This is a genomic window from Subtercola boreus, from assembly GCF_006716115.1.
GTDB lineage: Bacteria > Actinomycetota > Actinomycetes > Actinomycetales > Microbacteriaceae > Subtercola > Subtercola boreus.
Window position 1 is genome coordinate 656,258 of record NZ_VFOO01000001.1, and the last position, 26,225, is coordinate 682,482.

The 26,225-nt window shown below is 67.8% G+C and carries 24 protein-coding genes, 1 pseudogene and 2 riboswitches; of the genes and pseudogenes, 19 read left to right on the forward strand and 6 right to left on the reverse strand.

The window, feature by feature from the left end; all coding sequences use genetic code 11:
- Positions 1-83 precede the first annotated feature (83 nt).
- Positions 84-1,838, reverse strand: coding sequence for an aldehyde dehydrogenase family protein (locus FB464_RS03155; protein WP_116415153.1), 1,755 nt, complete (start codon positions 1,836-1,838; stop codon positions 84-86).
- A gap of 132 nt (positions 1,839-1,970) precedes the next feature.
- Here FB464_RS03155 and FB464_RS03160 point away from each other — a divergent pair, with 132 nt between their 5' ends.
- Positions 1,971-3,164, forward strand: coding sequence for a PucR family transcriptional regulator (locus FB464_RS03160; protein ID WP_116415152.1), 1,194 nt, complete (start codon positions 1,971-1,973; stop codon positions 3,162-3,164).
- Here FB464_RS03160 and FB464_RS03165 read toward each other — a convergent pair.
- Positions 3,161-4,495 carry a DNA recombination protein RmuC gene (locus FB464_RS03165; RefSeq protein WP_116415151.1) on the reverse strand — a complete coding sequence of 445 codons (1,335 nt, stop codon included), beginning with the start codon at positions 4,493-4,495 and terminating at the stop codon, positions 3,161-3,163. The two genes, FB464_RS03160 and FB464_RS03165, sit on opposite strands and share 4 nt — an antisense overlap.
- A 150-nt stretch (positions 4,496-4,645) precedes the next feature.
- Here FB464_RS03165 and FB464_RS03170 point away from each other — a divergent pair, with 150 nt between their 5' ends.
- The 3 genes and pseudogenes from FB464_RS03170 to FB464_RS20550 form a co-directional block, all read left to right on the forward strand.
- Positions 4,646-6,154, forward strand: a complete 1,509-nt coding sequence (locus tag FB464_RS03170; RefSeq protein WP_116415150.1) for a CoA-acylating methylmalonate-semialdehyde dehydrogenase — start codon at positions 4,646-4,648, stop codon at positions 6,152-6,154.
- Positions 6,155-6,241: 87 nt separating this feature from the next.
- Positions 6,242-7,318, forward strand: a complete 1,077-nt coding sequence (gene ychF / locus FB464_RS03175; RefSeq protein ID WP_116415149.1) for a redox-regulated ATPase YchF — start codon at positions 6,242-6,244, stop codon at positions 7,316-7,318.
- A gap of 215 nt (positions 7,319-7,533) precedes the next feature.
- Positions 7,534-7,716, forward strand: a pseudogene (locus FB464_RS20550) (HigA family addiction module antitoxin); the annotation flags it as partial.
- Positions 7,717-7,737: 21 nt separating this feature from the next.
- Here FB464_RS20550 and rraA read toward each other — a convergent pair.
- Positions 7,738-8,205, reverse strand: a complete 468-nt coding sequence (gene rraA / locus FB464_RS03185) for a ribonuclease E activity regulator RraA (RefSeq protein WP_116415148.1) — start codon at positions 8,203-8,205, stop codon at positions 7,738-7,740.
- A gap of 171 nt (positions 8,206-8,376) precedes the next feature.
- Here rraA and FB464_RS03190 point away from each other — a divergent pair, with 171 nt between their 5' ends.
- The 7 genes from FB464_RS03190 to FB464_RS19680 all read left to right on the forward strand — a co-directional run bounded on the left by FB464_RS03190 (position 8,377) and on the right by FB464_RS19680 (position 13,931).
- Positions 8,377-9,969, forward strand: a complete 1,593-nt coding sequence (locus FB464_RS03190) for an isocitrate lyase (protein ID WP_116415147.1) — start codon at positions 8,377-8,379, stop codon at positions 9,967-9,969.
- A 180-nt stretch (positions 9,970-10,149) separates the two neighbouring features.
- Positions 10,150-10,824: an SDR family NAD(P)-dependent oxidoreductase gene (locus tag FB464_RS03195; RefSeq protein WP_116415146.1), complete on the forward strand. Its 675-nt coding sequence runs from the start codon at positions 10,150-10,152 to the stop codon at positions 10,822-10,824.
- A 123-nt stretch (positions 10,825-10,947) separates the two neighbouring features.
- Positions 10,948-11,409 carry a hypothetical protein gene (locus FB464_RS03200; protein ID WP_116415145.1) on the forward strand — a complete coding sequence of 154 codons (462 nt, stop codon included), beginning with the start codon at positions 10,948-10,950 and terminating at the stop codon, positions 11,407-11,409.
- 42 nt (positions 11,410-11,451) lie between these two features.
- Positions 11,452-11,916, forward strand: coding sequence for a phage tail protein (locus FB464_RS03205; protein ID WP_116415144.1), 465 nt, complete (start codon positions 11,452-11,454; stop codon positions 11,914-11,916).
- A gap of 67 nt (positions 11,917-11,983) precedes the next feature.
- The gene (locus tag FB464_RS20100) at positions 11,984-12,187 is read left to right on the forward strand and encodes a CopG family transcriptional regulator (protein ID WP_116415143.1); all 204 of its coding nucleotides are present in this window, start codon (positions 11,984-11,986) and stop codon (positions 12,185-12,187) included.
- Positions 12,184-12,558 (forward strand): type II toxin-antitoxin system death-on-curing family toxin, encoded by a 375-nt coding sequence (locus FB464_RS20105; RefSeq protein ID WP_116415142.1) that lies wholly within the window; start codon positions 12,184-12,186, stop codon positions 12,556-12,558. Before FB464_RS20100 ends, FB464_RS20105 begins: the two co-directional genes overlap by 4 nt.
- Before the next feature lie 422 nt (positions 12,559-12,980).
- Complete coding sequence (locus FB464_RS19680; protein ID WP_142206596.1) at positions 12,981-13,931, forward strand: excalibur calcium-binding domain-containing protein; 951 nt, start codon at positions 12,981-12,983, stop codon at positions 13,929-13,931.
- Positions 13,932-13,965: 34 nt separating this feature from the next.
- Here the strand turns inward: FB464_RS19680 and FB464_RS03225 are convergent, their stop codons facing one another.
- Both FB464_RS03225 and FB464_RS03230 read right to left on the reverse strand, forming a co-directional pair.
- On the reverse strand, positions 13,966-14,430 hold the full coding sequence (locus FB464_RS03225) for a MarR family winged helix-turn-helix transcriptional regulator (protein ID WP_116415141.1): 465 nt from the start codon (positions 14,428-14,430) through the stop codon (positions 13,966-13,968).
- Positions 14,431-14,439: 9 nt separating this feature from the next.
- A complete protein-coding gene (locus tag FB464_RS03230; protein WP_116415140.1) occupies positions 14,440-15,195 on the reverse strand; it encodes an SDR family NAD(P)-dependent oxidoreductase in 756 nt (251 codons plus the stop codon).
- Positions 15,196-15,403: 208 nt separating this feature from the next.
- Here FB464_RS03230 and FB464_RS03235 point away from each other — a divergent pair, with 208 nt between their 5' ends.
- Complete coding sequence (locus FB464_RS03235; RefSeq protein WP_246092901.1) at positions 15,404-17,020, forward strand: ABC-F family ATP-binding cassette domain-containing protein; 1,617 nt, start codon at positions 15,404-15,406, stop codon at positions 17,018-17,020.
- Positions 17,021-17,203: 183 nt separating this feature from the next.
- Here the strand turns inward: FB464_RS03235 and FB464_RS03240 are convergent, their stop codons facing one another.
- Positions 17,204-17,491, reverse strand: coding sequence for a hypothetical protein (locus FB464_RS03240; protein WP_116415138.1), 288 nt, complete (start codon positions 17,489-17,491; stop codon positions 17,204-17,206).
- A gap of 104 nt (positions 17,492-17,595) precedes the next feature.
- Between FB464_RS03240 and FB464_RS19685 the strand changes: the two genes are divergently transcribed.
- The 7 genes from FB464_RS19685 to gcvP all read left to right on the forward strand — a co-directional run bounded on the left by FB464_RS19685 (position 17,596) and on the right by gcvP (position 26,202).
- On the forward strand, positions 17,596-17,994 hold the full coding sequence (locus tag FB464_RS19685) for a hypothetical protein (protein ID WP_170151927.1): 399 nt from the start codon (positions 17,596-17,598) through the stop codon (positions 17,992-17,994).
- 59 nt (positions 17,995-18,053) lie between these two features.
- Positions 18,054-19,568: an FAD-binding oxidoreductase gene (locus tag FB464_RS03245; RefSeq protein WP_170151926.1), complete on the forward strand. Its 1,515-nt coding sequence runs from the start codon at positions 18,054-18,056 to the stop codon at positions 19,566-19,568.
- A gap of 26 nt (positions 19,569-19,594) precedes the next feature.
- A complete protein-coding gene (locus FB464_RS03250) occupies positions 19,595-20,260 on the forward strand; it encodes an LON peptidase substrate-binding domain-containing protein (RefSeq protein ID WP_116415136.1) in 666 nt (221 codons plus the stop codon).
- Between the two features lie 69 nt (positions 20,261-20,329).
- Entirely contained in the window at positions 20,330-21,052 is a 723-nt protein-coding gene (locus FB464_RS03255) for a copper resistance CopC family protein (RefSeq protein ID WP_116415135.1), read from the forward strand.
- A 138-nt stretch (positions 21,053-21,190) separates the two neighbouring features.
- Positions 21,191-21,282, forward strand: a riboswitch (glycine riboswitch).
- A 2-nt stretch (positions 21,283-21,284) separates the two neighbouring features.
- A riboswitch (glycine riboswitch) is annotated at positions 21,285-21,386 on the forward strand.
- A gap of 100 nt (positions 21,387-21,486) precedes the next feature.
- Positions 21,487-22,881 carry a glycine cleavage system aminomethyltransferase GcvT gene (locus tag FB464_RS03260; RefSeq protein WP_425472393.1) on the forward strand — a complete coding sequence of 465 codons (1,395 nt, stop codon included), beginning with the start codon at positions 21,487-21,489 and terminating at the stop codon, positions 22,879-22,881.
- 4 nt (positions 22,882-22,885) lie between these two features.
- Positions 22,886-23,290, forward strand: a complete 405-nt coding sequence (gene gcvH / locus FB464_RS03265; protein WP_116415134.1) for a glycine cleavage system protein GcvH — start codon at positions 22,886-22,888, stop codon at positions 23,288-23,290.
- A complete protein-coding gene (gene gcvP / locus FB464_RS03270) occupies positions 23,290-26,202 on the forward strand; it encodes an aminomethyl-transferring glycine dehydrogenase (protein WP_116415133.1) in 2,913 nt (970 codons plus the stop codon). Before gcvH ends, gcvP begins: the two co-directional genes overlap by 1 nt.
- Positions 26,203-26,225: the final 23 nt, after the last annotated feature.

A 26,225-nucleotide genomic window follows, 5' to 3' on the forward strand; every position in this document is an offset into this window, starting at 1 on the left:
AGGGTTCTCCTCAGCAGTGGTGTTCAGGGATGGTGGAGCGGGAGGGAGCTGGTGGTGGTGGGGTGGTGGCGGTGGGGTGGTTGTCAGGCGCGGAACGCAGCCGCGAAGACCGCGGGCAGCCGGAGCCATCCGGGGCGCGCAGCGAACCCGGTCAGCTTGCGGCCCGTCGCCGCAGCGCTCTGTGAGGTGACGAACCACGGCGGTTTCGGAAACAGAGTGAACTCGCCGTGCGCGAAGGACCGGGGGAACGGCCGGAACGGCCCCGTGACGACCGTGCGCTCGGGAGCGCTGATCAACAGGGCGTTGTGCACGATTCCGCGACCACTCTCCACATCGTGGAGAGTGTGTCCGGGAAAGGCTCCCCAGGGTGCAGCCGCTGTGAGGAAGCCGAGCCCGGTCCAGGTGTTGACGGCGATGGTGCCATAACGGAGCCGCGCGAGAGCCTCCCGGAATCCCGCGCCCATCGACCTGATGTCGCGCGGGTCGGCGATGATGTTCGCGCCGAGAGTGCCGAGCAGGCTGTCGTTCGCCGTTCTGACGGCCGCGTCGAAGAACGACTGCCCCGTTCCCGGAACCTCGATCACGCCGAGCACGGGGGAGAAGAACTCGGTCGACTGGATCACCGAGGCATCCATTCCCTGCTTCAGATCGACGAGGAGTCGGCCCCTCTGGCTGCCGAGATGTTCGGCGTTCGGATACGCTTCCTCGGCTCTCGCGATCCGGTCACCGCTCCCGGGGTACCACGGCGCTCGATCGGGAGTCCGCCCGAGCGCCGCCCGCAACTCGGCGAGAAACGCGCCCTTCTGTTCCCAGTCGCTCGAAACCACGACGACCTGGCCGGCGATGCAGTTGTAACCGCCGTTGTGGAGCCGCATCGTGGCGACGTGTTCGGCCTGGTAGCGCAGGTCACGGGCTGTCCACCGACCGGGCACAACGATGACGGGGGCGACCCCACCGAGCTCGCTGGTGATCGGCTTCTCGAGAAGGGGCGTGCCCGCGGCCTTTCGGCGGGCCCCTTCTGCACCCTGCCCAAAGACGACGATGTCGTGGGTGGTCGAACTCCCCGTGATGTGCACGTGCGAGATGCCCGGGTGGTGGGCGAGATAGCTGCCCGCCGCGGCGCCGCCCTGCACGATGCGCAGAACGCCGGCATCGATGAGCGGCGCGAACGCCCGGCGATAGGCCTGCTCCATGTGCGCCATGACGGGGTTCAGTTTGAGCAGGACGACCCGGTTGTTCGCGATGAGTTCGTAGAGCACATCGAGGGGAGCGATGGAGGTGATGTTCCCGGCGCCGAGCACCAGTCCGATGCCCTGTGTGAGTGTGGGGCGCCGTTCGGCCAGGCCGGCATGCGACCGCACCGTCGAGGCGCCGACCCCCGGGGGCATCCAGACCTCGGCATGGAAGCCGTGCATCAAGACTCGTTCATAGGCGGAATGAGGCAGCACGGAGACGGTCACCCGTCTGCCCGGCGCCGTGCCGAAGTGCAGACCGTCGAGTGGACTCCTGCCCTGGTCGAGCGCCCGCAGGCTGTGCGCCAGCGTGCCGAGTCCGGAGAGCACGGGGTACGGGCCGGAGATCCATTCCTCGCCGACAGCCTGCGAGTCGGGGTCGAGTCCCTTGATGGCGCTGGCTGCGTCGACCCATTCGCGCGCGGTCCGGGCGACCTCGGAATGCACACGGCCGAGGAGTTCGGCTCGTTCGGCCAATCGGCGGGTGGCCCAGGCCGCTTCGCCGGCGGCGAGTTCCTCGATGCAGGCGTCGAGTCGAAGCCGATCGGCATCGGTGAGAGTCTGGTGGTCGGCGGTTGCCGAGGGTGCCGCCTCGAGGATGGTCATGGATCTCCTTTGATCTGCCTGTAAGTCTGCGCTGGCCCGCCCGCAGAACGAATGGGCGCGCGCACCTGATTGGTCGGCACTGATTGTGCCGCGGCACAAGACAGGAGGGCATCGACGAGTTATCGTCGTGGCATGACCATCACTGACGATGTCGCCCTCTCCGGGGAGCCGGGCCTCGGCCAGGCTCCTTCCGACCTGTTCGCCGAGCTGTTGGGCTGCGTCGATGCGCTCAGTGATCGTGTCGTGCGGCAGATCCTGGCAGGCGAACACTCCTACGCCGAATCGGGGATCAGTGCTGACGAACTCGCCGTGATCGTGAGGTTGAACGTGCGGGCGCTCCTTCAGACCCTGACGGGCGACCTCGACTCCCTCGAAGCCGCGCGAACGGCAGGCAGGCTCAAAGCCCAGTACGGAATTCCGATGGCGAGCCTGCTGCACGCCTACCGTCTCGCGGGGCTCACTCTCTGGGAGGAGATGATCGCGCGGTCGGGCGCCCTGAACAACTCGGTCGCCCTGCTGCGGGTCTCCTCGGAGGTCTGGGGCATCATCGACCGGTTCTCGAGTGCTGCGGCCGAGGCCTACCGCGAAGTCGTCGACGAACAGGGCCGACGCGACCAGCAGGCCCGAAGCGTCATGCTGCTCTCTCTTCTCGACGGGAGTGCCAACGCGCCGGGCTCCGGCGGAATCCTCCGTTCGCTCGGGCTGCCCGACCATGCGGACTATCTGGTCGTGGTCGCCGAGCTGAGCGAGACCGGTGACGACCCCCTGCCCTCCGTCGTCACCCGACTTCGCGGGATCGGTGCCGCGTCGGCCTGGGCGAGCTGGAAAGGCGAGCACGTCGGTGTGGTTGCGTGCTCATCCAGGGCCGAGATCGTCGACGCTGCCGAGGTGATGAAGGCGTCGGCCACCTCGCGCGTGGGCTGCAGTCGGCAGTTCAGAGCGATGCACCAGGCGCCCGATGCACTGCGCCAGGCGCGCATCGCGATGGAATGCGTTCCGCCGGCGAGCATCGGTCTCACGGCGTACGGATCGGCTCCGCTCGACACCGTGCTCGTGGTCCAGCCCGAATACGCCCGAGAACTGAGAGACGACATCCTCGGCGCCGTTCTGGCCACCACTGACGGCGAATCGCTCATCGAGACACTGGAGGCCTGGTTCGCTGCCGACGGATCCACCGCCGCTGCGGGTTCGGCCCTGCACTGCCACCGCAACACGGTCGGATACCGGCTCGGTCGTATCGCCGAGCTGACCGGGCGTTCTGTCGCGCATCCTGTCGACGCAGCGGAGCTGTTCGCCGCGCTGAGAGCGATGCGCCTGCTGCGCTAGATCAGTTTGTTGGGGTCGTCGATGCTTTCGAGGTCGCGGGCCAGGTCGAGTTCGGCGACCAGTTCGAACGCGGTGACCTGGCGTGCGGTCTCCTCGACCGGTTCGAGCGTCTTCAGCACCACCGACTCGTCAAGCGCGTTCAGCCGGCGCGCGGTCGGGAACACCTGCCGCTCGAACGACCCGACGAACGCGTTGTAGTCCTTCACGCTCCGCTCGATCGTGCGCCCCAGCTTGTCGATGTGGGTCGAGGTCGTGGCGAGCCGTGAATAGAGTTCCTTGCCGAGGTCGAAGAGCGTCTTCGCCTCATGCGTCAGCACGTCCTGCTGCCAGCTGAACGCCACCGTCTTCAGCAGCGACCACAGCGTGACCGGCGACACCAGCGCGACCTTCTTCGAGAACGCGAAGTCCATGATGCCGGGGTCGGCCTCCATCGCCGTCGAGATGAGAGACTCGCTCGGGATGAACGCCACCACCAGTTCGGGCGACGCATCCAGTCCCGCCCAGTAGCCCTTCGACCCCAGAGCCGTGATGTGGTCGCGCACCGCCTTCACATGCGCCCGCAGCAGCTCCTCACGCCGGGCGCCCTCCGCGCCGGTCGCGGTCACGGCGATGGTGGACGCCTCCAGGTACGCCGTGAACGGCACCTTCGCGTCGACCGCGATGTTCTTTCCTCCCGGCAGGTGCACGACCATGTCGGGTCGCCCGGCTCCGCGGTCGCTCCGGATGCTCGACTGCACCTCGAAGTCGACCCTGTCGAGCAGGCCCGCCGCCTCCACCACGTTGCGGAGCTGCGTCTCGCCCCACACCCCACGGGTGCTGTTCGAGCGGAGGGCCGAGGCCAGCGACTCCGCCGTCGTGCGCAGCCGCTCTTCGGACTCGGTCGCCGAACGCAGCTGCTCGCTCAGCTCACCGTGCTGCTGCCGCCGCTGCTCCTCGAGTTCGGTGACCTTCGCCTGCACCAGCCGGAGGCTCTCCTGCACGGGACTCAGCGCGACGAGCACCCGGCCGTCGGTTGCGGCCCGCGCAGCCTCCGCCCGCTGCGCATCGGCGAGCCGCTCCTGGAACTCGGCCAGGCGCCCCTCCTGCTGCGCGATCTGCTCGCGGTACTGGGCATCCTGCGCGCGGAGCTGCTGGCGGAGGCCGGCAGCGGTCGCCTCCGCGCCGGCACTCCGGCCCTGCAGCTCCAGGAGAGGAGCGAGATCGCGGGCGCGCGCGGCAGCGTCGGCCGAGCGCGTCGCCGCGAAGCGGCTGCCCCGCAGCATCCACCCGCCGAGCGCGCCGACCACCAGCGCAAGGGCCAGGCAGACCAGAAAGACTCCGAGTGATTCCATGCCAGAAGTGTCGCACCGGCCTCCGACACCGGGTCGATGCCACCCCGGCCGGCCCCGATGCCACACCGGCGACCGGCGCGGCGGCGCACCGGGTGGCCCTGAAACCGGGCATGCTCTAACCTCAGAACACGCAACCGAAAGTGATCCGAAATGACCGACGTTCTCACCGACACCGCTGTCGTCACCCACTACATCAACGGAGCGCTGGTCGAGAGCACCAGCGGTCGCACGGCTCCCGTGTACGACCCCGCGCTCGGCGTGCAGACCAAACAGGTCGCACTCGCCGACGAGGCGGAGATCGCCGCCGCCATCGCCGCCGCGAAGGCCGCCTTCCCCGCCTGGCGCGACACCTCGCTGACCCGCCGCCAGCAGATCATGTTCGCCTTCCGCGAGCTGCTGGCCGCCCGGCGTGGTGAGCTCGCCGAGATCCTGACCGCCGAGCACGGCAAGGTACTCTCCGACGCCGCCGGCGAGATCACGCGCGGCCTCGAGGTCGTCGAGTTCGTCTGCGGCTTCCCGCACCTCATCAAGGGCGACTACTCCGAGAACGTCTCGACCGGCATCGACGTCTACTCGACGCGCGGCCCGCTCGGCGTGGTCGGCATGATCAGCCCCTTCAACTTTCCGGCGATGGTGCCGCTCTGGTTCTTCCCCGTCGCCATCGCGGCCGGCAACACGGTCGTTCTGAAGCCCAGTGAGAAAGACCCGAGCGCCGCCAACTGGCTCGCCGCCCTGTTCACGGAAGCGGGCCTGCCCGACGGCGTGCTGAACGTGCTGCACGGCGACAAGGTGGCGGTGGATGGTCTCCTCAACAGCCCCGACGTCAAGGCGATCTCGTTCGTGGGTTCCACGCCGATCGCGCGCTACGTCTACGAGACGGCCACCCGAAACGGCAAGCGCGTGCAGGCCCTCGGAGGCGCGAAGAACCACATGCTGGTACTCCCGGATGCCGACCTCGACCTCGTCGCCGACGCCGCCGTCAACGCGGGCTTCGGTTCGGCCGGTGAGCGTTGCATGGCCATTTCGGTGGTCGTTGCTGTCGAGCCCGTCGCGGACGAACTGATCGAGAAGATCCAGTCGCGCGTGGCCGGTCTGGTCGTCGGCGACGGACGCCGCGCGTGCGACATGGGCCCCCTCGTCACCGAGGTGCACCGCGACAAGGTCGCCTCCTACATCGACATCGCGACCGCCGACGGCGCCTCGGTCGTCATCGACGGGCGCGACGTGGTCGTCGACGGTGCTCCCGACGGTTTCTGGCTCGGACCGACGCTGATCGACAAGGTGTCGACCTCGTCGAAGGTCTACACGGACGAGATCTTCGGCCCGGTGCTCTCGATCGTGCGCGTCGCCTCCTACGAGGAGGGTGTCGACCTCATCAACGCCTCGCCCTACGGCAACGGCACCGCGATCTTCACGAACGACGGGGGAGCGGCCCGCCGCTTCCAGAACGAGGTCGAGGTCGGCATGATCGGTATCAACGTGCCGATCCCCGTGCCCGTGTCCTACTACTCCTTCGGCGGCTTCAAGGACTCGATCTTCGGCGACTCGAAGGCGTACGGCATCGACGGCTTCCAGTTCTACACCCGCCAGAAGGCGATCACCTCCCGCTGGCTCGATCCCTCCCACGGCGGCATCAACCTGGGTTTCCCCCAGAACTAGCGCCGCGGCCCCTGGCACACCGCACCAGGGGCCGCGATTCCCTGTGGCGACCGGCTGGCCGGGGCCGCCCGGGTACGATTGACTCTCGTGGCTCTAACTATCGCAATCGTCGGGCTGCCCAATGTGGGCAAGTCCACTCTCTTCAACGCCCTCACCAAGAACCAGGTGCTGGCGGCGAACTACCCGTTCGCCACCATCGAGCCGAACGTCGGCGTGGTGAACCTTCCCGACCCGCGCCTGGCGGCTCTCGCCGGCATCCATGGCAGTGAGCGGCTGCTGCCGGCTCCCGTGTCGTTCGTCGACATCGCCGGCATCGTCAAGGGCGCCAGCGTGGGCGAGGGTCTCGGCAACAAGTTCCTCGCGAACATCCGCGAAGCCGACGCCATCGCGCAGGTGGTGCGCGGTTTCAGCGACCCCGACGTCGTGCACGTCGACGGCAAGGTGGATGCTGCGAGCGACCTCGAGACGATCAACACCGAACTCATCCTCGCCGACCTGCAGACCCTCGAGAAGGCTGTCGCCCGGTACGAGAAGGAGGTCAAGACGAAGCGGATCGAGCCCGCCGTGCTGGCGACCGCCCTCGAAGCGCAGAAGATTCTCGACTCGGGTGCGCCCCTGTCGAGTGCGCCGAAGTTCGACATCGAACCCATCAAAGAGCTCGGCCTGCTGACTGCGAAGCCGTTCATCTATGTCTTCAACGTGGATGAGGGCGTGCTCGGCGACCAAGCTGCCCTCGACGCGCTCGCTGCCCTCGTCGCGCCCGCCCAGGCCATCTTCCTCGACGCGAAACTCGAATCCGAGCTCATCGACCTCGACCCCGAGGACGCGGCCGAACTGCTCGCCTCGACCGGCCAGGAGGAGTCGGGCCTCGATCAGCTCGCCCGCATCGGTTTCGACACCCTCGGCCTCCAGACCTACCTCACCGCCGGTCCCAAAGAGTCGCGTGCCTGGACCATCGGCAAGGGCTGGACCGCCCCGCAGGCGGCCGGCGTCATCCACACCGACTTCCAGAAGGGCTTCATCAAGGCCGAGATCGTCTCCTTCGACGACCTCATCGAGGCCGGATCGATGGCCGAGGCCAAGGCCCGCGGCAAGGTGCGCATCGAGGGCAAGGAATACGTCATGCACGACGGCGACGTCGTGGAGTTCCGCTTCAACGTGTAGAAAAGCCCATACGGTTTCGGCATGGGTGCCCGCAGAGCCCGGCAGGGGTGTCGACCGGAATGTGCAACCTGCGACACTCAGAATGCTTGAACTCCTCCATGCGCACAGCACGGCATTCGCGTGAATGCCCAACGGCGTATCTGCTGTGTTCGGAGAGAGGGAGGTGCAGAAGATGTCGAACTCGTCGACTACGACTGACAGCGAGCGGATCGAGCCGGTTCGATGAGATCGTTCACGGCAAACGCGGAATGACGGCGGATACGGCTATTCGCCTCGCTCGTTGCTTCGGAACGTCGGAGGAGTTCTGGATGAACCTCCAGTCCAACTACGAGCTGCGACTCGAGCGACGAGCCCTGTGGGAGAAAATCGAGGCAATCACGCCTCTGACGGTTGCCTGAAGCGTCGTTTGAAGCCCGGGGTCAGCGTTCGACGAGGATTCCGTCCTCGTCGCTGTAGAGCATCGCGCCCGGACGGAAGGTCACTCCGCCGAACTGCAGCGGCACATCCGCCTCGCCTTCACCGGTCTTCGTGCTCTTCCGCGGGTTGGTGCCGAGGGCTTTGATGCCGATCGCGATCTCCGAGATCGCGACGCGATCACGGATGGCGCCGTTGATCACGGCGCCGGCCCACCCGTTGTCTGCTGCGATCTTCGCGATCATGTCGCCCATGAGTGCCGTTTCGAGCGAGCCCCCGCCGTCGACGACGAGAACGGCGCCGGCGCCGGGAGTCGACACGATCGATTTGAGCAGTGCGTTGTCTTCGAAGCACTTCACCGTGCGAATCGGTCCCTCGAACTTCGCCTGGGCGCCGAAGGACTGGAGCTGGAGCGGCAGCGACTGAATTCCTTCGCCCCGTTCGTCGTACAGGTCAGCAGTAATCGTTGTCATGAGATCCAGCGTCGCACACAGAATCTGCTCTCTGCGGCAGAAGAACCGGGTTTCTTCTGAGCGGTAGAAGTGTCGGCATACTTCGGCCATGAATTCACCTGTCGGGCGGTGGATCTCCGCTCAGAGTGGTCATACGCGCTGCACAGAACCTCTCACAACGAAGGATGAACAATGACTGCCTACCAAGACGACATCGATGCGATCGAGGCGCTGAAGCAGGAGACCGGCAGCAGCTGGGATGCGATCAACCCCGAGTCCGTCGCCCGTATGCGCGCTCAGAACCGCTTCCGCACGGGCCTTCAGATCGCCCAGTACACCGCGGACATCATGCGCAAGGACATGGCGGAGTACGACGCCGATTCGTCTGTCTACACCCAGTCCCTCGGCGTCTGGCACGGCTTCATCGGCCAACAGAAGCTCATCTCGATCAAGAAGCACCTCAAGACCACCAACAAGCGTTACCTCTACCTCTCGGGCTGGATGGTTGCCGCGCTGCGTTCGGAATTCGGGCCGCTCCCCGACCAGTCCATGCACGAGAAGACGGCGGTGCCGGCCCTCATCGAGGAGCTCTACACGTTCCTCCGCCAAGCCGACGCGCGTGAGCTCGACCTGCTCTTCAGCCAGTTGGATGCCGCGCGCGCCGCCGGTGACGAGACATCCATCGAGCTCATCCAGACTCAGATCGACAACTACGAGACCCACGTCGTGCCGATCATCGCCGACATCGACGCCGGCTTCGGCAACCCCGAGGCCACGTACCTGCTGGCCAAGAAGATGATCGAGGCGGGCGCCTGCGCCCTCCAGATCGAGAACCAGGTCTCCGATGAGAAGCAGTGCGGCCACCAGGACGGCAAGGTCACCGTTCCCCACGAGGACTTCATCGCCAAGATCAACGCGGTGCGCTACGCGTTCCTCGAGCTCGGCATCGACAACGGCGTGATCGTCTCGCGCACCGACTCCCTCGGCGCCGGCCTCACGCAGAAGCTCGCTGTGAGCCGCGCGCCCGGCGACCTCGGTGACCAGTACAATTCGTTCCTCGATGTCGAGGAGATCCCCGAGTCCGGGCTCAGCGACGGCGACGTCGTCATCAAGCGCGACGGCAAGCTCGTACGCCCGAAGCGCCTCCCCAGCAACCTCTTCCAGTTCCGCGCGGGCACAGGTGAGGAGCGTTGCGTGCTCGACAGCATCACGTCGCTGCAGAACGGTGCCGACCTGCTGTGGATCGAGACGGAGAAGCCGCACATCGCCCAGATCGCCGGCATGATGAACGCGGTTCGGAAGGTCATCCCGAACGCCAAGCTGGTCTACAACAACAGTCCGTCGTTCAACTGGACCACCAGCTTCCGCCAGCAGACCTACGACGCCTTCGTCGAAGCGGGCAAGGACGTCTCGGCCTACGACCGGAGCAAGCTCATGGGCGTCGAGTACGACGACACCGAACTGGCGCAGGTCGCTGATGAGAACATCCGCACGTTCCAGCGGGACAGCTCGGCACAGGCGGGTATCTTCCATCACCTGATCACGCTGCCGACCTACCACACGGCTGCGCTGTCGACGGATGACCTGGCCAAGGGGTACTTCGCCGACCAGGGCATGCTCGCCTACGTCAAGGGCGTGCAGCGTCGCGAGATCCGCGAGGGTGTCGCCACGGTGAAGCACCAGAACATGGCCGGATCCGACATCGGCGACAACCACAAGGAGTACTTCGCCGGCGACTCGGCCCTCAAGGCCGGCGGCGAGAACAACACGATGAACCAGTTCTAGGTGTAGGGCTCGTTCTCCTCCGCCAGCGATGCCGGTCTCCCAGAGAGGCCGGCATCGCTGCGTCTGCGCTCACGTGCGCTCCGCGGAGTATCTGGTGGGGCGACATACGATGGTCTGGTGGCCCTGGCTGCCCCAGAGAATGGCGCAGGCCCTCGCACCACCATCGAACGAAAGGCCCCCATGCCAGTCATCGCCATTGTCGGAGCCGGGCCGGGCCTCGGCGCAGCTGTCGCCCGCAGGTTCGCGCGCGAAGGCTTCTCGATCGCTCTCATCTCGCGCGACCAGTCGAAGCTCGACACTCTGGCCGCCGAACTGGAGACGATCGGAGCGAAAGCTCGCGGCTACGCAGCGGACGTGCGGGAACCGGCCCAGCTCGAAGGTGCCCTCGAGCGGGCCGCGGCCGAACTCGGGCCGATCACCGTGTTGCAGTACAGCCCGCTCCCGTCCCGCGACTACCTGAAGCCGGTGCTCGACCTGACGCCCGAACTGGCGCTGGAAGCCCTGCAGTTCTCGGTGCTCGGGCTCATCCACGCGGCGCGTGCGGTGCTGCCGGCGATGCGCGAGGCGGGGGAGGGCAGCATCATCCTCATCAACGGCGGGACCTCGGTGAAGGCGCGCGCCGGCTTCGCAGGAACATCGGTCGCCTTCCCGTCGGAGAGCGCCTACGGCGAGATGCTCCACGACGCGCTCGAGGGGGAGGGCATCCGGGTCAGCCAGCTCGTGATCCCGGGCGGCATCCCGAAGCTGCAACTCCCGAACGGCATCGACGACGTCGCCGATCGCATCTGGGGTCTGCACTCCACCGCCGGAGAGTTCCGCACCATGCTGATCCCGCTGGAGGATGGCAGGGAGTAGCGGCAGGGGAGCAGCGCAGGGCGGCGGCGCAGGGCGGCGGCACCGGATGTCGCGGGTTCGGCCTAGAGTCGGAGTGCGCACTGCTCTGCGTCGCGCGTGTTCCGCTCCACGAAAGGATGATCGATGTCGTCGTTGCCCACAGCCTCCGCCCTCCACCGTGTCGGAGGTCTCGCCGTCGGCGCAGGCGCGTTGTTCGTGGCCGCCGGTGCCGGTGCCTGGTTGACCGTCACGAAGCAGCTGCAGGCTGAGAAGATCACCGTGCCCGGCAACGCACCGCGCTTCGCGGGAAAGTCCGTGCAGGGTCCGGCGACGGCGTACGTCGAAGCGCTCGTCATCAAGGGCAACGCCGAGCGCGGAGCGGGTGGTCGCACGTTCGCCGACATCAGCAACGCCCTGCGCGGTGTCGATGCGCAGAGCGACGAGGCGAAGGAACTCCGCAACCACAGCGCGGCGCTCGCGACGGGCGCATCCCTTCGCACCTCGCTGATGACCTCCGTGCTCGCGTACGGGGTGAGCGCCTTCGCCGTCGGTCTCGGCGGCTTCTTCCTGGTCGCCGGGTCGCAGCTGCGCCGGGCCGACAGCTAGCCGTACCCACCGAAACGCCCGGAACCCGATCAGGAGCCTCGCATGCCGTACGAAGTCGACTTCACCACCGTCTCCACCGCCGGCCTCGAGACGTCACCCGTCGTCGACGCGCTGGCCGGCCTCCGCGCCAACGAGGCGCGCTACTACAAGAACAAGTACGACCACGTCTTCACTGTCAGCCCGGTCGCGGAAGCGCCCGAGGTGCTCGAGTGGATCACGGGCATCCTGAAATCCGAGCGCGACCTCGTTATCTCCTCGCCTGCCCTCGAGGTCAGCGACTTCGTGGTCGATGGCCTCCACATGGCGTACGTGTTCTACGAGTCCGGGCTCTCGATCAACGTCATGTACGCGGTCGAAGACGGCGGCAAGCGCGCGGTCGGGTTCAAGCTCTCCGACGGCATGGATGTTCCGGAGGAACTCGAAGGCCGCTTCAAGTTCGCCCGCCAGAAGTCGAAGCTGGCCGGCACCATCCGCGGTTCGTACTTCGTGATCAAGGGCGAGCACTGAGGCGAGCCCACCCGCGAGCTCGCCATCGGACCGCCGATGCGTGGTACCACGGTGGTATCATCCGTGTATGGCTATGACACTGCGACTCACCGAAGACCAGGAGAAGACCTTGGCGAAACTGGCCGAGATGCAGGGGGTCAGCAAGCAGGAAGCCACAGTGCGTGCAATCACCGAAGCTGTCGACCGGCGCACGCGTGCCGACGAAGTGAATGCGCTGTCGGCTGCCGGCCGTGCTCGCTACGCGGCATTGCTCGACCGCCTGGCCCAGTGACGGTCCAGTACCTCACGCTCGAACATCTCCTTGCGCTGGCGGAAGATCTGGGCGTTCCCTCCGTGAGGGACATCGGACTGCTGGATTCTGCCGCTCACCGACCGCAATCGTCACTGTTCGGCAACCCCGCCTACCCGTCCGTGCACCTGAAAGCGGCGGTTCTGCTCGAATCGCTGGTGCGCAACCACGCTTTGGTCGATGGAAACAACCGGCTGGGTTGGATGGCCGTCTACGTGTTCTACGGAATCAACGGCATGACTCTCGAAGCTCCGGATGATGCAGCCTACGATCTGGTGATCTCGACGGCGACGGGTGAATCGAACGCAGAAGCGGGTGCTCTGTTGTTCGCGAGCTGGACCTCGACCAGCTGAAATAGCGCGGGGATGCCGAATCAGGTCGTCGAAGGGGGAGCAGCAGCAGGAGGAATTCGCCTGACTGACGCCGGTCATCGACGGGAAGTCCGAGCGCGGTGATCACCAGCAAGACCAGCGCCCACACCACCAGCAGCGCGACGCCGAACAGCGCGAGCATCCAACCGGAGAATCTCCGCTGCGCATCATTGCCGCTCGATACAACGGGCGAACACGCACGGACCCCGTTCGGGGGCTAGCGTGCTGGCACCGGCGCTGCGCTAGTCTCAAGGCGTCTGGTCCCGAAACTGTCGGGGCGGACATTCAATTGTGCCGAGCGAAGACGCTCGAGCCTTAAGTCGGGGGACATCATCGTAGAACTTAGATCTCTTCGCGCGCGCCGAAAAGGGTATGCGTTCGGTTCGGCAATCCTCGCGCTCGCCGTGGGCCTGGTCGTCCTGATGCCGGCCGGCGCGCAGGCAGTGCCGGTCATCTCGGCCTCTGCTTCGGAGGTCGGTGTGATCAGCGGCATCGCAGGCTCCGACCGTCTGTCGGGTGCCGAGACGCTTGTGCCGGGCCAGTCGTTAGTGTCGTCCGACGGAACCAAGCGGTTCGTCATGCAGGGTGACGGCAACGCGGTCGTCTACAAGAGGAACGGAAGCGCTCTCTGGTCCACCCACGGAACGGCCGCGGGAAGCAGCATGACGATGCAGAGCGACGGCAATCTGGTCGAGTATTCGCCCTCCGGGAACGCAGTCTGGAACTCAGGGACCTTCAACAATCCTGGCGCCTTCGTGGTCATCCAGAACGACGGCAACCTGGTGATCTACCGTGGTGGCGCCGCGAAGTGGAACAGTTTCGCTGCGAATGCGCCGATCGACCCACCCAAGCCGGTGACGAGTTCGACTCTCGCCAGCAACGCCCAATTGACCCGGGGAATGTCGATCGTGAACGGTTCGAACTCGGCCGTGTTGCAGAGCGATGGCAACTTCGTCGTCTATGCACAAGGACGCGCCCCGTGGAGCACCAAGACGAACAGCGGAGGCAAACTGGTGATGCAGGGCGACGGCAACGCCGTACTGTATTCGACCTCCGGCAAGGCGATCTGGAACTCCGGCACCAGCGGCAACGCCGGCGCGCGCCTCGTCATCCAGTCGGACGGCAACCTGGTCGTCTACAGCACGTCGAACCGTGCGCTCTGGAACAGCGTCGACGCGAGCCGTCCAAAGCCGGCACCGGCACCCGCTCCCGCACCGGCCCCAGCGCCCACGCCCAGCGTCTACTACGCCAACTGTGATGCGGTGAGGGCCGCCGGTGCAGCTCCGCTCTACAGCTGGCAGCCCGGGTACCGCCCAGGGCTTGACGGCGACAGCGACGGGATCGCCTGCGAATAGCAGAGGTAGTCAAGGCGCGGCCCCGGGGCTCGGGTCAAGTCTCGGGATCCTCCGCCGCCATGTGCGCGAGCAGGCGCTCCGTCGCCGTCTTCAGCACGCGCCGGGCCACGGCGAGGTCGGCCGGGTCGGCGCCGTCGAACGACACCGCGGTCGTCAGGGCGACCGGATCCGGTAGGCCGGCCCACAGTTCACGGCCGGTCGCCGTGACGCTCAGGATGCGCTGCCGCTGGTCCGCGACATCCGGAACCTGCACGACCAGCCCTTTGCGCACGAGGGTCGAGACGACGCCGCTCATCGTGGCGCGCTCGACCTTCAACGCGACTCCGAGTTCGCGCTGGGACGTCGCGCCCTCGTTCACGAGCTGATGCAGCACGTACCACTGGGTGGGGCCGAGCCCGTGCTCTCGCAGGGTCGCCTCGATGAGGGCGCGGGACGCGAAGTGGAACTGCTTCGCCCAGGCCCCCACCGAGTCGTGTTGGTCGTACGATTCGTCAGGCACCTGACATGATTACCACGGAATCGTCTCGTTCTCCCAGCGGGTGAAGGTGTTCGTGGGTCCGTCGGGGCCGAGGAGTGCCACGCGCACCACCTCGCGGGATCCGTCTTCGACCGATTCCGTGCCGGCGAAGTTGTTGAGCGCCGTGCTCGTGAAGCCGGGGGAGACCAGGTTGATCTTGATGCCGGTGTCTTCGAGTTCGATCATCATGGCCAGGGTCATCGCGTTCTCGGCCGCCTTGGACGCGGGATACACCGGCCCGTAGATCGCGCGGTAGGGGAAGCTCGGGTCGGCGTTGGAGCTGAGGGAGCCGACGCCGCTCGAGACGTTGACGATCCGTGCATCCGACGACTGGCGGAGCAGGGGGAGCATCGCCTGGTAGACGGCGAGCACGCCGAACACGTTCACGTCCCAGACGGCGCGGATCTCGTCGAGGGATGCCGTGCTGGCCTTCGACCGCGCCGCGTTCTGTTCCGGGGTGAGGCCGGCGCCGCCGGTGTTCGAGATGCCGGCGTTGTTGACGAGAAGGTCGAGGCGGCCGAACCGCTCACCGATGCTGGCGGCGGCTGCGGCGATGGATGTCGCGTCGCTGACGTCGAGCTGGATGGCGGTGGCGCCCTCGCCGATCTCGGCGGCGGCCGCCTCGCCGCGGGCGAGGTCGCGGGATCCGACCAGCACGGTCGCGCCGTTGGCGACGAGCTCTCTGGCGACCTGCTTGCCGACGCCCTGGTTGGCGCCGGTGATGAGTGCGATGCGTTCTGTGGACATGAGTGGTCTCCTCAATGAATGTTCTAAATTGTTTGCTACCTTGCGATTATTGTACGGTAGCAGACGATCCGCAAGGCAAGGCGACAAACCCGGGTCAGCGTCTGTACAGGCTGAGCCCCGTGATAGTTTGCACAGGCCGCCAGGCGCCCGATCTGGCCTCTCGCCCCCCGCAATCACACAGAAACGGCCCCGATTGAGCCTCATCCGCATGAACGACGTCACCGTGAGCTTCGACGGGCGGCAGGTGCTGCGGGAGGTGTTCTTCCGCCTCGAGGCCCGCGACCGGGTCGGGCTCATCGGGCGGAACGGTTCGGGCAAGTCCACGATGCTGAAGCTCGCTCTCGAGCAGGTGGCTCCGGATGGCGGCACCGTCACCCTCGACGACGGGCTGAAGCTCGGGTACTTCTCGCAGTTCTCCGAGCTGGATGGCACCGCCACCATCACCGAGACGCTCGAGGGCCTCTTCGGCGACATCCATGAGATCGAAGACGAACTGGCGAGCATCGATGCGGCCGTCGCGATCGCCGCAGTGGGCACGAGCGATGACGACGCGAAGGAGCTCGACCGCCTCATCACCCGCCAGGCGGAGCTGTTCGAGCTGATGGAGCACAAGGGCGGCTGGGACTACCAGCGCAGCATCGACCGCGCCCTCACGACGCTCGGCTTCGACGAGGCCCACCGCACGAGCCCGATCGACGATCTCTCGGGCGGGTGGCGGAACCGGGCCGCGCTCGCGAAGATCGTGCTTGAGTCGCCCGATGTGCTGCTGCTGGATGAGCCCACCAACTTCCTCGATGTGGCGGGCGTCGAGTGGCTGGAGGCCTGGTTCCGCGAGTTCCGCGGTGCGGCGATCATCGTGTCGCACGACCGGACCTTCCTCGATGCGGTTGTGACGAGGATCGTGGAGGTCGAGAACTTCCACCTGCACGAGTACCCCGGCAATTTCGACGAGTACGTGGTGCAGAAGCAGTTCCGGTTGAAGACGCTCGAGCAGCAGTTCGTGCACGAGTCCGAGTTGCTCGCGTTCGAGGCCGAGGGCATCTCCGACCGGCGCGAGGCGCTGAAGGCGTCCAAGGCGTCGAACAGTACGACCGGCAAGAACCTCGGCAAGCAGCTCGCGGGCATCAAGAAGCAGCGCGCCCCGCGCCCGGTCGACCAGATCATCACCGAGATCTACAGCGGGCTGCACATCAAGGACGTGCTCTGCCGCGTCGACCAGCTCGGCAAGAGCTACGGCGACAAGCGCCTGTTCGAGGGGCTGACCCTCGAGATCAGGCGTGGCAACCGGATCGCGGTTCTCGGCGCGAACGGCAGCGGCAAGAGCACGCTCCTCCGCGTGCTGATGGGGGAGGAGCGCCCCGACGAGGGCAGCGTCGACTGGCCGAAAGGCGTGGGCGTCGTCTCGTACAACCGGATGCTCGCAGAGCTCGACGACGATGACACCATCACGCACGCGGTGAACGCCCTGCCCGACAGCCTCGCCCTGACGGCCACGCGCAAGTCGGTGGGGCGGTTCCTCGCGATGTTCCAGTTCTCGGAGGCTGAGCTGAAGCAGCGCATCGGAACCCTCTCCGGTGGACAGCGGGCCCGCGTTGCGATGGCCCAGTGCCTGCTGTCGGGCGCATCCGTTCTGCTGCTCGACGAGCCGACGAACCACCTCGACCTCTCGAGCACGCAGGTGATGGAGCGCGCGCTGCTGCACTTCCCCGGCGCGGTCGTCGTGGTCAGCCACGACCGGTTCTTCACCGAGAAGATCGCGACACGCTACGTCGAGTTCGGTGCAGCCGGCTCCGGCGTCGCCGAGCTGGCGGTCAGCGCCGCCTGACGGCCCTTCCGCGCTGTCCCGCGATGGCCGTGGAGGGCCGGTGGGTAGATGCTCAACCCGGCGGGCGATCGGGGCAAGCCGGGCATCCGGAGGCCTGCGGGCTGGTGACGATCTCGACCACGGAGGACTACGAGGCCGAGTCGCCGAAGCAGATCCAGGTGTCGAAGAGCACGCCGGTGGAGATCACTCCCGCCGAGTGAGTCCGCCGGTCTCGTCGACGGGCAACAGTTTCACTCTCATCGTCGGGATGTCGTCGTTCCAGATTGCGGCGTCTGCCCGCACGACGACGAGCACGTCGCCGAGCACGTCGCCGAGTATCGAGGTGCGGATGCGGATCCCGCGCTCGCGGGCCAGCCGGCGGATCTCCGCGCGCAGTCGCGGGACGTCGTCCCCCGCCCGGATCCGGTGAGCGACCTGCTCGTCTGAGGCCGCGCGATCCAGGAGGTGTCGGGCGAGGTCGTCGGTGCGCATGCTCGATAGTGCTCCCGTGCCGCCGGTCTGTCCAGAGCGTGTCGGAGGCCGACGCTAGCGTGGGTCCTGCGCCGGCCAGGGGTGCTCATCGGGGGGGAGCGCGTGTGGTCGACTGGCATCCCGCGCGCCTCGCGCAGCCCGTCGAATGGATGTTGCAGCATCCGGTGTCGCCGAGACCGTTCGCGGTCATCCGGTTGATCCGGTTTCCGGCGCAGAAGGGCACGGTCGATGCCTGGTATCGGGTGGTGACCTGGTCGGCAGGGTCGTCGGACCGCGAGCTGGTCGGCTGGTGCCTCAGCCTCGAGGCGGCGTGCGAGGCGGCGTGGGACTATTTTCGCGCGATGTCGTCGTGGCAGCACGCGCAGGCGGCGACACGGATGCACGAGCGGCCCGGTGGCGCACCGCCGAAGCCGCCCGCGCACGACCTGCTGCTCGCGTACCGGGCGGCTGCGCGCGGGGCCCGCGCTCCCCTTGTCTACTCGCCCGCGGGCGGCACCTCGTGAGATTCGACGCGCGGGGTGGACAGGGGTGCGGGGCGACGGGCGGGCAATACGCTGCGACCGTGCCAGAACTCCCCGGAACCTCTGCCCCCGACGCCGCCGGGATCCCCGGGCGGGTGGCGCGCGGCGACGACGGGTACGAGGCGGCGGTGCGCGATCCGCTGTTCAACCGGCTGGTGCCGGACGGCCGGCCCGAGGCTGTGTTCCACCCGCAGAACGAGACCGACCTCGTGGCGATCGTCAACGGTGCCCGCGCTACCGGCGAGAAGCTCGCGCTGCGGTCGGGCGGGCACAGCTGGGTCGCAGCGTCGGTGCGCGATGGAGGGCTGCTCGTCGACCTCGGCGCCTTCGACAGCGTCAGCATCAACACCGCGGCACGCACGGCCACGGTGGGGCCGGCGGTACGGGGCGGCCACCTGGGATCCGCGCTGGTCGCCGAGGGCCTCGCGTTCCCGGTCGGGCACTGCGGCACGCCGGGGGTGGGCGGATTCCTGCTCGGGGGCGGCCTCGGCCTCAACTGGGGGGAGTGGCTGCCGTCGTGCTTCTCGATCCGCAGTATGAGGGTCGTGCTGGCCTCCGGCGAGATCGTCAGAGCGTCAGCGACCGAGAACGCCGACCTGTTCTGGCTGGCGCGCGGCTCCGGCCCCGGCTTCCCGGGCATCGTGACCGAGTTCGAGCTGCAGTTGCGACCGCTGCCCCGCGACATCCGACTCTCCTCATGGACGTTCGACCTCGCCCACGTCGACGCCGTCACCGAGTGGGCGTGCCGCGCCATCCGCCAGCTGCCGGCGAGCGTCGAGGTCTCGCTGGTGCTGCAGGGGCCCGAACGGCCGGGCGGCCCCGCAACAGTGGGCGGCGATCCGGATGCTCCCACCCACGTCGTGGGTATCGTCGCGATCAGCTACACCGACACCGAGGCCGAGGCCGGGCGCGCGTTCGCCGCGTTCGAGGAAGCCGGAGTCCCGCCCGTGGCCGTGTCCACAGCACCAGACGAAGCCGGAGCCCCGCCCGCAGCCGTGCCCGCAGCGCCAGACGAGTCCGGGCGCCGAACCGTCCCCCCGGGCATCCACCCGGTCGAGCACCTCGACCGTCTCAGCGTGGCCTTCGACGAGTTGCACGTGGGTGTCGACGCGACCTACCCCGAAGGGCACCGGTACCTCGCCGACACGTTCTGGAGCCCGCGGGACCTCGCCGACCTGCTCCCGCGCCTCGCCGAGACACTGCGGGCTGCGCCGTCGGGGAAGTCGTACATCCTGTCGGCGATGCCCGGCCACGGCGCGGGTCGCACTCTGCTTCCCGAGGGCGAGGCGGCGTACGGGATGCACGACACGAGCCTGGTCGTTCCGTATGTGATCTGGGACGACCCGGCAGCGGATGAGCTGAACAGGGAGTGGCTGAACCGGGTCGCGGCTCTGCTCGAGCCGCTGAGCTCCGGCCACTTCCTGAGTGAGGCCGACCTGCGGCACAACCCCGGTCGCGTGGCGGGTTCGTTCCGGGCCGGGGACTGGGCGCGCATCCAGAGACTGACCGAGCAGTTCGACCCCACCGGCGTGTTCCACCGCTACCCCTTGGCATAGCGGGCGCGGTGTGGTTGCCTGAGCGCATGGACGACACCCTGCCGGTCTTTCCGCTCGGCTCCGTACTGTTCCCCTTCATGCCGCTGCAACTGCGGCTGTTCGAGGAGCGGTACCTCGTGATGCTCTCGAAAGTGCTCGAATCCGAGCCGTCGGAGTTCGGCGTGGTGCTCATCGAACGCGGCCAGGAGGTCGGCGGCGGCGAACAGCGCTTCACCGTGGGAACCCTCGCGCAGATCGCCCAGCTCGAAGCGCCGGAGGGCTACGTCGTGCTGGTCGCGGTCGGCACCCGGCGGTTCGTCATCGACGAATGGATGCCCGACAATCCCTATCCGGAGGCCCGGGCCTCCCTCCTCCCACCCCTCGAGTGGGACGAGTCGCTGGCGCCGCTCCGGGAGGAGGCGGAGGTCGTGGTGCGCCGGGTGCTGACGCTCGCCGCCTCCCTCGGTGAGGAGGAGTGGCCCGCCGACCTCCAGCTCTCGGAGGACCCGAGTGCGGCATCCTGGCAGCTCGCCGGCATCGCCCCCGTGGGGCCGCTCGACCAGATCGCACTGCTGCGATCGAACAGCCTGAAGAACCTTCTTACCTCGGTGATCTCGATGACCCGGGATGTGGAGGAGACGTACCGCACGCTCTGGCCGGGTGACGGCGAACCGGATGGCGCGGCGGGGCCGGCGGCGGACGACGGGCTCTAGCCCGAGTGTCGGCTGAGCATCCGCCCCGACGGCAGGAAGCTCCAAGGTGCGGACGGTTATCGTTGTCGAGTGCCAACCTTCACCCCCGAATCGCGTCGCCGGGCAGCCCTCTCGCTCGTCGTGGGTCTTGTGCTCGCCGGGGTCAGCGTGGGTGCCGGAGTCGGTGTCGGAACCGCCGCTCCCGCGATGGCTCACGACCAGGTCGTCTCGTCGAGCCCCGAGTCCGGGGAGACGGTGACCGAGCCGATCAAGACGGTTTCGATCACGTTCAGCGATGACCTGCTGACCGCGGTCGGTGCCGTGGCGCTCATGACTGTCACCGATGCCGATGACGGCCATCACGAATCGGGCTGCACGACCGTCGACGGCGACACCCTGACGACTGACGTCTCCCTCGGCGAGGCCGGCCAGTACACGGTCACCTATCAGATCGTCTCCTCGGACGGTCATCAGACCGACGGAACCTACATCTTCGACTGGCAGCCCCCGATGCCGACCGCCACCAGTACGGCGCTGATGTCCGCCCCCGCCTGCGGCGACACCTGGGCGGGTTCGCCGCAGTCTGCGACAGCCACCGAGACGCCGACGCCCTCCGCGGACGCCGTGGAGCCCGGCACGCTGCCGGCGAACGCGCTGCCCGAACCGACGATGACGATTCTGAATTCCGCGCCGGTCGGTCAGACCGACCAGCCCGCGCTCTCGGTTCCGCTGCTCATCGCGGCGATGATCGCGATTGTGGCAGCCCTCGGAGCTGTCATCGTGGTGGTCATGCGACGGTTGCGCCGACCGTAGCGCTCTGCCGCTGCAGCGTTGCGGGCTGGAGAGCTGCGCCGCCGCAGGACTGCGCCGGCCGTAACCCGCCCGCAACACGGGGGCCACTAAGCTGGAGCTGCTGCACGCACGACCCCCCAACTGAACACTGCCGGCCGACAGGTCGATGCGGGAGAGCCCCAGGAACGCCGGGGCACCGAAGGAGCAATTCTCTCCACCAATCTCTCAGGTACGTGTACCGCGTCGAACTGGCCACTCTGAAAAGCAGTCCCCGGATCTCCGAGGGGCTCGCCCACGGTGAAAGCCGCCCTCGCTCCGGCGTGGCGGTGAAACTCTCAGGCACGATGACAGAGGGAGAGTTCTCGGGGGGCCGACCGGTTCCCCGTCGACATCAGCCCGCCTCGGCCGTCTCGCATCTGCGAACCCGCCGAGGCCCGCCTGACCAGAGAGAACTCATGACCGACAGTTCTGATCCGAACGGCCCGGGCTCGCACGGCGATCTCCCTCCCACCCTCTCCTCGCCCGACGCGACGCTGCTCGACGCGACTGCGATGCCCGACGGACTGGTGTTCTCGCCGCTCCACGAGGTTCATGTCGCGGCCGGCGCCGGGTTCACCGACTTCGCCGGCTGGCAGATGCCGGTGCGGTACTCCAGCGATCTCGCCGAACATCACGCCGTGCGCACCTCCGCCGGCATCTTCGACCTCTCCCACATGGCCGAGTTGCGGGTCGAGGGCCCCGAGGCTGCAGCCTTCCTCGACTTCGCCCTCGCGGGCAGGCTGTCGGCGATCGCGATCGGCCAGGCGAAGTACAGCCTGCTGCTGACGCCGGATGCTGGCATCGTCGACGACCTGGTCGTGTACCGCCGCGGCGAGAACGACTTCCTCGTGGTCGCGAACGCAGGCAACCACGCCGCGGCGCTCGACGCCCTCCGGGCACGCACGGGCGGTTTCGCGGTCGCGGTCAGCGACGAGAGCGACGACACGGCACTGGTCGCGGTGCAGGGCCCCAACGCCCGCGCGATCGTGAAGGCCGTCACGGGCATCCGCTTCGGTGAGCCTGCGACTGCGGCTGCGGCTGCGGGCACGCCTGCGACTGCGACTGCGACACAGGATGCCGCGACCGACGCAGTGCCGGGTGCCAACGCCGAGACCGCTCCGGATGACGTCTCCCACCCCCTCGACACCCTGAAGTACTACTGGTCGGTCGACGCAGAGTACGACGGGCAGGGCCTCTTCGTCGCCCGCACCGGTTACACAGGGGAGGACGGCTTCGAGCTCTACGTTCCGGTCGCCCTCGCGGTGTCGCTCTGGAACGACCTGGTCGCGGCCGGCGAATCGTTCGGTCTCGTGCCGGCCGGGCTCGCCTCGCGCGACACCCTGCGTCTGGAAGCGGGCATGCCGCTCTACGGCCACGAACTGGGTCTCGACACGAAGCCGGCCCAGGCGGGGCTCGGCCGGGTGCCGAACCTGTCCAAGGGCGACTTCGTCGGCCGTGCGGCGCTCGAGGCCGACGCCCGCCCGGGATCGGGTGCCGACACGGCCCGCGTTCTGGTCGGTCTCGTCGGGGAGGGCAAGCGCGCCGCACGGGCGGAGTACGAGATCTTCGCCCCCGCACCATCCGGAACCGGCACTGCGGACGCCGGCTATGACGGAGCCGGCGCCAACGGCGCCCCCGTCGGCACCGTCACCAGCGGCGTGCTCTCGCCCACCCTCGGCTTCCCCGTCGCCATGGCGTACGTCGAGCCGGCGCTGGCCGAGCCCGGTACCGAGCTCACCATCGACATCCGCGGCAAGCGTCTTGCCTTCCGCGTCACCACCCTGCCGTTCTACCGCCGAAAGAGAGACTAGAGACGTGACTGACTTCGACCAGCTGCACTTCACCGCAGAGCACGAATGGGTTCGCCTCGAGCCCGCCGCCGACGGGGCCGCCCCGAGCGCCACGATCGGCATCACGGCCTATGCGGCCGACAAGCTCGGCGACGTGGTCTACGTCGACCTGCCCGACGAGGGCGTCGAGATCGCCGACGGTTCTGTGGTCGGCGAGATCGAGTCGACCAAGTCGGTCGGCGAGCTCTTCGCCCCGGTGAACGGAACCGTGCTCGCGAAGAACTCCGCTGTGGAGGATTCGCCCGAGCTCGTGAACAGTGACCCCTATGGCGAGGGCTGGCTCATCCGGGTCGCGTTCACCGACCTGCCCGAGCTGCTCAGCTACACCGAGTACCAGGCGCTGCTCGGCGACGAGGAGGCCTCTCACTGATGGCAGTCCCCTTCGTCGATCGTCACATCGGCACCGACCAGGCGGCCCAGGCCGTCATGCTCGACGCTCTCGGCTACGACTCGGTGAACGCGCTGGTCGAGGCCGCCGTGCCCGAGTCGATCCACGCCACCGAAATCGGTGCGGCAGGGGTCGGTGCGGCATCCGTCATCCCCGCGCCGGCCACCGAGCGCGAGGTGTCCGCCGAGCTCCGTGCGCTGGCGTCGCAGAACAGCGTGAAGAGGTCGATGATCGGCCTCGGCTACTACGACACCATCACTCCGGCCGTCATCAAGCGGAACGTCTTCGAGAACCCGAGCTGGTACACGGCCTACACGCCCTACCAGCCGGAGATCTCGCAGGGTCGCCTCGAGGCCCTCATCAACTTCCAGACGATGGTCGCAGAGCTCACCGGGCTCACCACCTCGAACGCGTCGATGCTCGACGAGTCGACCGCTGTGGTCGAGGGGATGCTGCTCGCCCGTCGCGCGAGCAAGCAGGCCTCGCACACGTTCGTGGTCGACGCCGATGCGCTTCCGCAGACCAGGGCGCTGCTGGCGTCCCGCGCAGAGGCCGTGGGGATCGACCTCGTCGAGCTCGACCTGTCCACGACGGCTCCGGATGATCTTCCCGAGAGTTTCGGCGTGTTCATCCAGTACCCCGGGGCGTCCGGGCGCATCCTCGACCCCCGCGCCTTCATCGAGAAGGCGCACTCCGGGGGCGCCCTCGCCGTCGTCGCCGCCGACCTGCTCGCCCTGACCCTGCTCGAGTCGCCCGGCTCACTGGGGGCGGATGTCGCGGTGGGCACCACCCAGCGCTTCGGCGTGCCGATGGGTTTCGGCGGCCCGCACGCGGGCTACATGGCTGTGCGCAAGGGTCTCGAACGCCAGCTGCCGGGCCGCCTCGTCGGTGTGAGTGTGGATGCTGCCGGCAACCGCGCCTACCGATTGAGTCTGCAGGCCCGCGAACAGCACATCCGCCGTGAGAAGGCCACCTCGAACATCTGCACGGCGCAGGTGCTGCTCGCGATCATGGCTGGAATGTACGCGGTCTACCACGGGCCCGATGGGCTGAAGGCGATCGCCGTCGAGGTGAACGAGCGGGCGCGGGAGCTCGCCACGACACTCCGCGCCGGCGGGTTCACTGTTGTGCACGAGCACTTCTTCGACACCCTGACTCTGGCCGTCCCCGACCGGGCACGGTCCCTCGCCGATGCTGCGTACGCTCGCGGGTACCTGCTGAACGTCGTCGACGACGACACCCTCACGATCTCGGTCGACGAGACGACGACCCCGGCCGACCTGCTCGCCGTGACCGACGCCCTCGACGCCCTGCCGCGGGGCACGGCGTCGTTCTCCGAAGTGCTGCCGAGCCTGCCCGACGCCCTCATCCGCACGACCGACTACCTGACGCATCCCGTCTTCAACACGCACCGCTCCGAGACGAGCATGATGCGTTACCTGAAGCGCCTCGCCGACTACGACTACGCCCTCGACCGCGGCATGATCCCGCTCGGCTCCTGCACGATGAAGCTGAACGCCGCCACCGAGATGGAGGCGGTGAGCTGGCCCGAGTTCGCCGGGCTCCACCCCTTCGCACCGCGTGACGACGTCACCGGCTACCTGTCGCTGATCGACCAGCTCGAGACGTGGCTCGCCGAGGTGACCGGATACGACTCCGTGTCGCTGCAGCCGAACGCCGGCAGCCAGGGCGAGCTCGCCGGGCTGCTCGCGATCCGCGGGTACCACCGCTCCCGCGGTGACCTCGACCGCACCGTCTGCCTCATCCCGTCGAGCGCGCACGGCACCAACGCGGCCTCCGCCGTGCTCGCCGGCATGAAGGTCGTCGTCGTCGCCTGCGACGAGCTCGGCAATGTGGACGTGGATGACCTGCGGGCCAAGATCGAAGGCCACGCCGACACCCTGGCCGCCCTGATGATCACCTATCCGTCGACGCACGGCGTGTACGAGCACGACGTGGTCGACATCTGCCGCCTCGTGCACGAGGCCGGCGGACAGGTCTATGTCGACGGTGCGAACCTCAACGCGGTGCTCGGATTCGCCCGGTTCGGCGAGTTCGGGGGCGACGTGTCGCACCTCAACCTGCACAAGACCTTCTGCATCCCGCACGGCGGTGGCGGGCCGGGCGTGGGACCTGTGGCGGCGCGGGCGCACTTGGCCCCGTTCCTGCCCGGTCATGCGTTCGCGCAGAAGGCCGAGCATCCACTGGCCGGCGTCGGCGCGGGCGGCAGCGTCGGCGGCTCGGTCATCCACGCCGGGGGAGCCGTCTCGGGGGCGCCCTACGGCAGTTCGAGCATCCTGCCGATCAGCTGGGCGTACGTGCGCATGATGGGCTCCGAGGGGCTCAAGCAGGCGACCGGGGCGGCCGTGCTGGCGGCCAACTACGTCGCCGTACGCCTCCGCGACCACTACCCGGTGCTCTACGCCGGCGAGAACGGGCTCGTGGCGCACGAGTGCATCCTCGACCTCCGGCCCTTGAAGGATGCCACGGGCGTGACGGTCGACGATGTGGCCAAGCGGCTCGTCGACTACGGCTTCCACTCGCCGACGATGAGCTTCCCGGTCGCGGGCACCCTCATGGTCGAACCGACCGAGAGCGAGGACCTGGCCGAGATCGACCGGTTCATCGACGCGATGATCGCCATCAAGGCCGAAGCTGACGCCGTGCAGGCGGGGGAGTGGCCCGCAGGCGACAACCCGCTGGTGAACGCCCCGCACACCGCCCAGTCGATCGCTGTGGGCTCGTGGGAGCATCCGTACGACAGGGAGCGTGCCGTGTTCCCCGTGCAGTCGCTGATCTCGCACAAGTATTGGCCGCCGGTTCGCCGCATCGACCAGGCCTACGGCGACCGCAATCTGTTCTGCGCCTGCCCCCCGCCGGAGGCTTTCGAGTAGGGCTGAGTCTTTCTCAGCCCGTA